Origin of the sequence: uncultured Nisaea sp. (assembly GCF_963974195.1) — a bacterium.
In the GTDB taxonomy this organism is placed as follows: domain Bacteria; phylum Pseudomonadota; class Alphaproteobacteria; order Thalassobaculales; family Thalassobaculaceae; genus Nisaea.
Genome location: NZ_CAXBDC010000144.1, coordinates 1 through 8,755 on the forward strand (window position 1 = coordinate 1; position 8,755 = coordinate 8,755).

8 protein-coding genes are annotated in these 8,755 nt (G+C 56.9%); 2 read left to right on the forward strand and 6 right to left on the reverse strand.

What is annotated here, in order from left to right:
* Positions 1-139: 139 nt before the first annotated feature.
* Positions 140-1,153, reverse strand: a complete 1,014-nt coding sequence (locus tag AAC126_RS20600; protein WP_339857085.1) for a matrixin family metalloprotease — start codon at positions 1,151-1,153, stop codon at positions 140-142.
* A 247-nt stretch (positions 1,154-1,400) separates the two neighbouring features.
* Complete coding sequence (locus tag AAC126_RS20605; RefSeq protein WP_339857087.1) at positions 1,401-2,279, reverse strand: lysophospholipid acyltransferase family protein; 879 nt, start codon at positions 2,277-2,279, stop codon at positions 1,401-1,403.
* A 273-nt stretch (positions 2,280-2,552) separates the two neighbouring features.
* Between AAC126_RS20605 and AAC126_RS20610 the strand changes: the two genes are divergently transcribed.
* Entirely contained in the window at positions 2,553-4,622 is a 2,070-nt protein-coding gene (locus AAC126_RS20610; protein WP_339857088.1) for a BTAD domain-containing putative transcriptional regulator, read from the forward strand.
* A gap of 25 nt (positions 4,623-4,647) precedes the next feature.
* On the opposite strand, the gene AAC126_RS20615 is transcribed toward AAC126_RS20610, so the two are convergent.
* The 4 genes from AAC126_RS20615 to AAC126_RS20630 form a co-directional block, all read right to left on the reverse strand.
* Positions 4,648-5,313 (reverse strand): amino acid ABC transporter permease, encoded by a 666-nt coding sequence (locus tag AAC126_RS20615; protein ID WP_339857089.1) that lies wholly within the window; start codon positions 5,311-5,313, stop codon positions 4,648-4,650.
* 1 nt (position 5,314) lies between these two features.
* The gene (locus tag AAC126_RS20620) at positions 5,315-6,016 is read right to left on the reverse strand and encodes an amino acid ABC transporter permease (RefSeq protein WP_339857091.1); all 702 of its coding nucleotides are present in this window, start codon (positions 6,014-6,016) and stop codon (positions 5,315-5,317) included.
* On the reverse strand, positions 6,013-6,747 hold the full coding sequence (locus AAC126_RS20625; protein WP_339857092.1) for an amino acid ABC transporter ATP-binding protein: 735 nt from the start codon (positions 6,745-6,747) through the stop codon (positions 6,013-6,015). The genes AAC126_RS20620 and AAC126_RS20625 overlap by 4 nt, the downstream gene beginning before the upstream one ends.
* Before the next feature lie 98 nt (positions 6,748-6,845).
* A complete protein-coding gene (locus tag AAC126_RS20630; protein WP_339857093.1) occupies positions 6,846-7,682 on the reverse strand; it encodes a transporter substrate-binding domain-containing protein in 837 nt (278 codons plus the stop codon).
* Between the two features lie 441 nt (positions 7,683-8,123).
* On the opposite strand from AAC126_RS20630, the gene AAC126_RS20635 reads away from it, so the two are divergent.
* The coding region (locus AAC126_RS20635) for an aldehyde dehydrogenase family protein (RefSeq protein ID WP_339857095.1) at positions 8,124-8,755 on the forward strand (632 nt) is incomplete at its 3' end.

The window sequence follows — 8,755 nt, forward strand, 5'->3', positions numbered from 1 at the left end:
GCGGAAGCCCTCGGCCACCGGGAATTCTCCATGACCAAGCTTTACCGCTCGGCCTAAAGTTCCGCATCCATAGAAAAGCCAGCCTCAATCGAGGCTGGCTCTTACAGCGAAGAATGCATCAGCCCGCTCTTCAGCGGCTTCAGACAATACCCCAATTGAGCGTTTCGGCGTCCACACCGACAAGCAGGACTGTCGATTGATCCGCATAGGTAATGAGGGCTCCGCCCTCAACGCTGGCGAGAATTCCGGATAAATCGGAGAGATTATCGCCTTCCGCCTGATCGAAACCGAAAATCGAGTCCGCGCCATTTCCTACGACGAAATGGTCTGCTCCCTGACCACCATATAATTGGTCGTTTCCCAAGTCTCCAACAAGAAAGTCGTTACCTCTGTTCCCATAAAGAACATCATCTCCAGGCCCGCCTGAAAGCGTGTCGTCGCCCTGCCCGCCGTAGAGTTTATCGTTTTCAGAACCGCCATCGACAAAATCAGCGCCTTTATTTCCATAAAGAACGTCGCTTCCGGAATCGCCTGAGAGTATATCCTCGTCCTGCCCTCCAAAGAGAATATCGTCACCGGCCCGCGCAGACAGCACGTCTTGCCCCTGGTTCCCGTAAATCAGGTCGGCGCCAGCATTTCCGAAAATTGTTTGCGCGCCCTCGCCGCCCGACTGCAAAGATGGTTCCGTAGCGGGCAAGGCATCTCCAAAGAGGAAGTCCGTAACAGCCAGATCATTATAGGTGGGGGCGTCTGCCGCGTTTGGGATGGCAGAGATCATGACGCTGTTGCTGTTTTGATGAGCAAGACCAAGCGAATGCCCAATCTCATGGAGCGCCAACACATCCAAATTACGATCTGAAATAGTGTATAATGCAGACGATGAAAAAACGATATCGCCGCCCGTATATGCAAAACCCCAATACCCTCCGGAAAGAGCACCAATATCAAATGTAATGACATTTTCCGGGTCAGCCGCATATTGGGAAAAATCGACGTTCGTCACGCTTTCCCAAGTATCGAGTGCGTCCAAAACGCTCTCAAGATTGCGTCCGGTAAACGGCGTTAGAAACTGAAAATCCACGGTATAAACACCGTCACCATTCAGATCCTCAAGGGGTATTTGATTTTGACTAACGCCCGGATGCGAAACCATTTTCACGCCCCAACTTTACAGTAAACTTAAAAATTCTCTATTTGGTTGTATATCATATAATCTCTCATAGTTCTTTCCGTTTAATCTGCCGATCCATTTATACGGCTGTCTTTGCAGATCGTAGGGTTAGCCCGACGCCAAGCATTGTGACTCGCTCGCAAATGCCGTGTATCAGGAGTTTATGCTTGGCTAATCCAGCCAATGTCATACTGCGGCGACCGCATTTGAGCCCAACCTGGGGCGCTGCCTAACTAGCGGCGACAACCTGCCGGCTCATCGGATCGAGCCCGTAGACCATGTCGCGCAGATGATCGAGTAGTTCTTGTCGATCGTTTCCAAAGGAAAGCTCGGAAGACCGGACAGGTGTGCCTATATGCGCCTGGACGTCATCACCGATCCGGCGGGCAACCTCGCTCATCAGCAGGGCTTCGCGAAGGGCTTCACTGAACCGGCTGACCAGATGGAACAGGAAGCGGTTCTGCCCTTCGAAGAAGATTGGAACGACCGTTGCGTCCGTTTGCGCGATGAGCTTGCCGGCAAAAAGCTTCCAGGGCGCATCCGTCGCCCGGCCAAACAGCTTCTCCGATGTCGACACACGTCCCGCAGGAAAGATTACCAACGCTCCCCCGTCATGCAGATGGGCCAGAGCTTTACGCTTTGATTCCACATTACTGCGCACGGCACTGGAAGCGCCGTCGAATTCGATCGGGATCAGATAGGGCCGCAACGGTTCGGCGCGCCCGAGAGCAGCATGCGCCAGGAGTTTGAAGTCCTTTCGAACGAGCGACGTGATATGCCCGACCGCAATACCGTCAAGAACCCCGAACGGATGGTTGGCGACAACGATGAGCGGCCCTTCGGCAGGAATCGCGTTCAGCCTCGCCTGTTCGAAATTCACTGACAGCTTCAGATAATCGACGGCCGAATGCCAGAAATTGTCAGTGTCACGGTTTCGCCTGCAATAATCGTCATACATCCGTTGCAGGCGCGGCTGGCCACTCAGCAGTTCAACGCACCGGATCAGCAATTGCCGGGTCAGGGAATCATCGGGGTTACAATATGAAACGACCGGCCTGCGCTTCTCAAGCTCACGCCGGATCCAGTTCCTCCCCGATATTCCGTCCATATCCACACCCGCCATTCACAAAAGACGGATGCTAAAGCGCCAAGGTGACAGCTTGATGAGCCATTCATTGCAATCTTCTTACGCCCCCCTCCCCATCATGAATGAAAATGCGCAGAAAAGTGCTTAATGGATCAGAATTTCCACCATCAGCCGCCACAATCGAGGACCAATTCCAATTACACAGGAATGAATCTCACTTTCTTGTCGTTCGTCGGCTGGCGAGACCCGCGATCAGTACTATATAGTTAATAAGATGACTGTTTATTGGGAACCATGGCCGACGCTCCCTATCATCTGACGGAAGATCCCACATCACTAAGCGGTGCACCGGCTCACCCGAAAGCGCTTCCGGGTAGAGACACGCTTTATGTCAGCTTGCTTGGCGGCTTTCTGATCGAGGCGCCAAACGGGTCAGCCGCATTGCCCAGCCGGAAGGCGCAGGCGATTCTCGCCTACCTCTTGTTGCAGCCGACCCGGAGCGCGAGTCGCGAAAGCATCGCCGGATTACTCTGGAGCGGCGGCACCGAAGATCTCGCGCGCGCATCCCTGCGCCAGGCCCTCCGCAGACTGAACCAGTATTTCGAAGCTACGGGTGTGTTCGGCATCGAGGTCACAAGAAATGAAGTGCGTCTGAACATAGAGGCCTTTGAAACGGACTTGTGGACCGTTCTCGAATGCGACGCCGATGCACCGATCAATCCGATTCTTCTTCAACGCTCGGACATATCCTCCTCTCTCCTGCTCGGGTTCGAGGATCTTGATGAGGCATTTCACTCATGGGTCCTATCACAGCGTCAAATCATGCACGACCGGCTCGTTGCCGATCTTGAAGATCGCCTTGGCCAGCGCCCGGGCCGGGCCGGGCCAGATGCGACACAAGTCGCAAGAAATGCCGCGCTCGCTCTTTCCAATCTCGACCCGACACATGAAGGGGCATGCCGCGAGCTGATGCTGCAGCATGTTCGCGCGGGCGATATCGGCTCGGCCCTCAAGCGCTACAACCGTCTTTGGTCGCTGCTTGAGAGTGACTTCGACATGGAGCCTTCGGACGAAACGAAGAGGCTCGTTGCCCTGATCAAGTCCGGAGCGGAAACCAATGGAGAAACTCCCGACACGTCCGGCGCAACGACAGACAAATCATCCCCCTTCGGCACCCCCCGCCTGATCATCAACACATTCTCCGATACTGGTGTTCCGGACGCTCAAAAGTTCATGGCGCGGGCTTTCCGGCACCAGTTCATGTCGAGCCTGCTGAAATTCCGTGAATGGCAAGTGCTCGACGGCGAGCGGAGCCAGGACCATCAAAGAGCAGTAATCCCAACCGTACCGACATACGCAGTCTCCGGTGAAGCTTTCCAGAAAGAAGCTGTTCTTCATGTCGCTCTCTCCGTTCGCGACATGGCAACAGACGCCATACTCTGGAGCGAGGAGAATCAGGCAAGCCTGGAGACTTGGCCAAAGACGCTGAAGCAGCTTGTCCAGAAGCTGGCTGTCGCGCTCAATATTCACTCGGCGACAGCCCGCGCCATATCCAGGTCAGACGAAACCACGGAATCGTCCCCCGTCTATGACCGCTGGATGCAAGGCCGCAGATTAATGCATCTCTGGACACCGACAAGCTGGTCGGAAGCCGGGGAAATTTTTACGTCCGCCCTGCAGGATCAGCCTGATTTTGCCCCGGCCCACTCCAGCCTGTCCTTCTATTCCAGCCTGAAGCGTTTCGTTTGCCCCGGGTACGAGCAAGAGAGCGAGCTTTCAACGCTGGCACTCGACCATGCCAAACGCTCGGTAGATCTGGGACCAAGAGATGCCAAAAGTTATCAGGCCTCCGGCTGGGCTTATATCACCGTCGGTGAATATGAACGGGCTATCCTCTGTTTCGGTATCGCTGAAACCTTGAACGAAAACGATATCGGTGTCGCTGTGTCCTCAGCCCTGGGCCTCGCCTATTGTGGAGAAACCGAAGAGGCTATACGGCGACTTGAGAAATTTAAGGATGCCAGTTTGTCCTATCAATCTCTGCACTGGTCCGTCGAAGCCGCCTGCCGTTTCGTTTGCCGGGATTACTCCGGCACTATCTGGGCTGCAGCCAAGGCGAATGAAGCCGCATTCTATCCACAAGCGTGGGCGGCAATGGCTTTCGCTCAACTTGGAAATCCGGGCGCGGCAGAGCGTGAGACGGATATTTTCATCACTGCGGCGCGCGAAAACTGGTTCGGTGACATCGTGCCCCAACCCGAAGATATTACGCGCTGGTTCCTCTCCGTGCACCCGTTCCGCAGGCCGGTGGACTTCTTCCATATGAAACATTGCCTTCAAAGGGCAGGCCTGGAAGCCCGATAACCCGGACTTCCAGATGCGTCGGAACCTATTGACCGACCCGGTGCTCCATCCGGCTAAGAATACGGACCACAGGCCAGAGAAGCGCCAGATACATCACCGCCGCCATGACGAGTGGCGATGAATTATAGGTCAGGGACCGCGCCATATCGGCCGAATACAGAAGCTCCTGAAACGAAACGACACTGGCGATTGAGGTCATCTTCACGACTTCAATACTGTTGCTGAGCAGATCCGGGAGCACATTCCGCGTGGCCTGCGGCAGCACCACATATGCCATGGTCTGCAGCGGGCCGAGCCCCGTGGATCGCGCCGCCTCCGTTTGTCCGGCACCAATACTCTCGATGCCAGCCCGGAAGATCTCCGCGAAATAAGCCGAGTTGTTCAGCAGGAAGGCGATGCACACCGCCGCGAAAGGAGAGATATCCAGGCCTGCAAACGGTAATCCCGCATAGACGAAGATCAGCAGCACAAGTGGCGGAACCGCGCGAAACAGATCGATGAACGCAATGACCGCATAGCGCAGAACCCGTCTCCGGGTGCGGGCAGCAAGGGCGACGAGCAGGCCGCCAAGCAAACCAAGAGGGATCACCGCCAGGCAGAGCAAAAGCGTCTGTCCCGCGCCACGCAGCAGCAGCGGATAGGCTTCCGCCATGATCTCTAAATTGAAGAAATTGTAGATCAGCATTTCCATGTCAGGCACGCCTCCACTGGAACCGTGTCTCTATCCATCGGCCGACAAGGACAACCGGAATGAAAAGCAAAATATAGGCGATGGCCCCCATCATCAGCGGCGTTGCGCTGCCGGAGAAGGATTGCGCCGTCGAGGCCTCGTTCAGAATCTCGCCGACCCCGATCACGGTGCCGAGCGCCGTGTTCTTGGTGATGGCGATGGTCCGGTTGGTCAGCGGGGCGACCGTCATGCGGATGGCCTGGGGCACAACCACATAGATCAGGCATTGGTTAAACCCGAGCCCGGTGGACCGCGCCGCTTCCCATTGCCCCTTGCGGACAGAGAGAATACCGGCCCAGAAAATTTCCTCCGCGAAAGCCGCAAGCACCAGGCTCAAAACCAGCCACAGCACAAAAAACCCGGAGAGCGTCAGGCCCACGGTCGGCAGCCCGAAATAGAGCAGCAGGATAATGACCAAAGGTGGCATCGATCTCAGCAGATCGACCAACCCCACGATGGTCAGGGACAGAGCGGTAATCCGGTAAGACCGCACAATCGCCAGCAGCATGCCCAGTGCAAGCCCGCAGATGACGACAAGAACCGCGATCTCGCAGGTCACGATGACGCCTTTGCCGATGGCACCGGCATATTGGTCGATCAGGTCCGGGCGGAAAAAGGTTTCAATGAAATGGGCCCAGGTGCCTGCCTCCGGTGCTGCACTCATTGACCGATCTCTTGCATGAATTCACGGGTCCGGGCGTGTTCGGGAGCGCTGAAAATCTTGTCCGGCGTGCCCTCTTCCAGAATTTGCCCGTCGGCCATGAAGATCACCCGGTCGGCCGCCGCGCGGGCAAACCGCATCTCGTGGCTGACAACGACCATCGTCATCCCGGCTTCGCGCAGCTGCTGCATGACCTGCAGCACACTGCCGACCAGCTCCGGGTCGAGCGCGCTTGTCGGCTCGTCAAACAGCATGACGGACGGCTCCAGCGCCAGAGCCCGGGCGATCGCCACACGCTGTTGCTGGCCGCCCGACAATGCTCCCGGATGGGAATCGGCCTTATCGCCCAGTCCAACCCGCTCCAGCATGGCTTCGGCTATCGCGTTCGCTTCCGCCCGGGGTTTTCCAAGCACCTTGCGCAGGGCCAGCGTGACATTGTCCCGCGCCGTCAGATGCGGATAGAGGTTGAATTGCTGGAACACCATGCCGAGGCGCCGCCGCATCAGATTGATATCGACGGAGCGGTCCATCAGGTCCACGCCATCGAACATGACGGAACCGTCGGTTGGCTCTTCCAGCCGGTTGAAACATCGAAGCATCGTGCTTTTACCGGATCCGGACGGACCGATGACGAAGACGAGTTCGCCGGTATTCAGGGTGAAATCAACGCCTTTCAGGGCATCGAAATCGCCAAATGACTTCCAGAGACCGCGCGCCTCAAGGATCGCTGTCATGGCTGGGGTATCTTTCTCTAGCGCTGCAAGAAGGAAGGCGGCGGGCTCTGTGACCGCCCGCCGCCCTTCCCGATATGGATCGATCAGCGACAGGCCAATCAGCTACAGGACGGGGTATGTTCCGTCGGATCGTAGCCTTCGAATCCAGGCTCGCCATATCCCGGCTGAACCGTAATCGCCGCGGACCCCGGAGCCGGCGTCACACCGAACCATTTCTCGCTCAGCTTCGCCATGGTGCCATCCAGCTTCATGCACTCGATGGCGGCATCCACCTTGTTGCGCAATTCCGCACTATCCTTGCGGAAAGGCACCGAGAACACCTTGCCTGTCGAATGCAGGTAGGAGAGCTCGATCATCGGATTTTTCTTCACCGCCCAGGCAACTCCCGTGTTGCCCGCGACGTTAGCGAAAGCGCGTCCGGAAATAACCGCCTGAACGGCATCGGTTTGCGTGCCGTACGATTCGACCTTCCAGCCAACCTCACTCTCCAACCCCCGTGCCCACTGATCATAAGCGGACCCTTTATTCACCGCGATGACCTTGCCCTTGAAGCCCGCGAGATCCGTAACCGCCGGAGCCCCCTTCTTCACCAGAAACTGGAAGTCGGTATTGAGATAACCCTCGCTGAACAGCATGCTCTTCGTGCGCTCTTCAGTCAGCGTGGTCGGGGCAACCAGAAAGTCATAGGTTCCGGCCTGCATGCCCGGCAGAAGCCCGGACCATTGCGCCGCTGTGATATCCATCTCAGCGCCAAGACGCTTGCCGAGCTCGTTGGCAAAATCGATGTTGAATCCCTCGACACCGCCGGAAAGCTTCGGCATGGCGTGGGGCGCGAAAGTGCCGTCCACCGCAACCTTGTAGGTCTTCGCTTCCACACTTCCGGCAAATGCCATCGCGGTAACTGCGCCGATCGCCGCAATCTTCATGAAATTCATAGTCAGCCTCCTTGTTTCATAAACCGCCTGCCCGCCGCTTCATTTTCAATAACGCCCATCCCCGGGGGCGCCATATCGGCTGAGCTTTGCGAACGAACCCGCAGGACGCGGCCCCCGTCTCGCAACAGCGAAATGTTCGGAGAACAGAAGCTCCAAACGATTGGTCGATAAGACTAGACCGATATTTTGCAGCGCAACAATATGATTCTTCCGGCGAAATTACGCGGGGCAGTCCAGAATGGTTCAATTGGTCTGGTGCAATTTGCGCATGTTGCACCGAACAATTTCATGAGCTAATGGGAACCATGCCTTCTTCTGGAGAGGCTCCTTGTACCGGCCCTTCCCACTACCCAAATGCGGCTTTACAGCCGTCCAGTCCTGAGACGGGCCAACATTCACTGAGCGAGCGCGCGGATCGACTAAATGCCGCGGGAGGATCAAATGGAACGCAAGACCGATTTCTTTATCGACGGAAAATGGGTAGCACCGGCCAGCACCAATGACTTCGAGGTCATCAATCCGGCCAACGAAACCCCTTTCGCGACAATTTCCCTTGGCAGCGAAGCCGACGTGAATAAAGCCGTCGCCGCCGCGAAGAGCGCCTTCACGACCTGGAGCACCACGCCCCACGACGTGCGCGTCGGATATGTCGAAAAGCTGGCCGAGATCTATCAGGAGCGCATCGAGGAAATGGCAACCGCCATCTCCAACGAAATGGGCGCGCCGAAGAACATCGCCAGCAGCCAGCAGGCAGCAGCCGGTCTCGGCCATATCAAGGCCTTCATCCGGGCGCTGAAGGAATTCACCTTCGAGCATCCGCTGAGCGAGAAGTTCCAGACCGAATACATCATGCATGAGCCGATCGGCGTCTGCGGTCTGATCACGCCGTGGAACTGGCCGATGAACCAGGTGACCCTGAAGGTCATCCCGGCAGTCGGCGTTGGCTGCACCGTGGTGCTGAAGCCGTCCGAAATCGCCCCGATGTCTTCCCTGCTCTTTGCCGAGTTCATGGAGCAGGCAGGCTTCCCCGCCGGTGTGTTCAATCTCGTCAACGGCGACGGCCCGACGGTCGG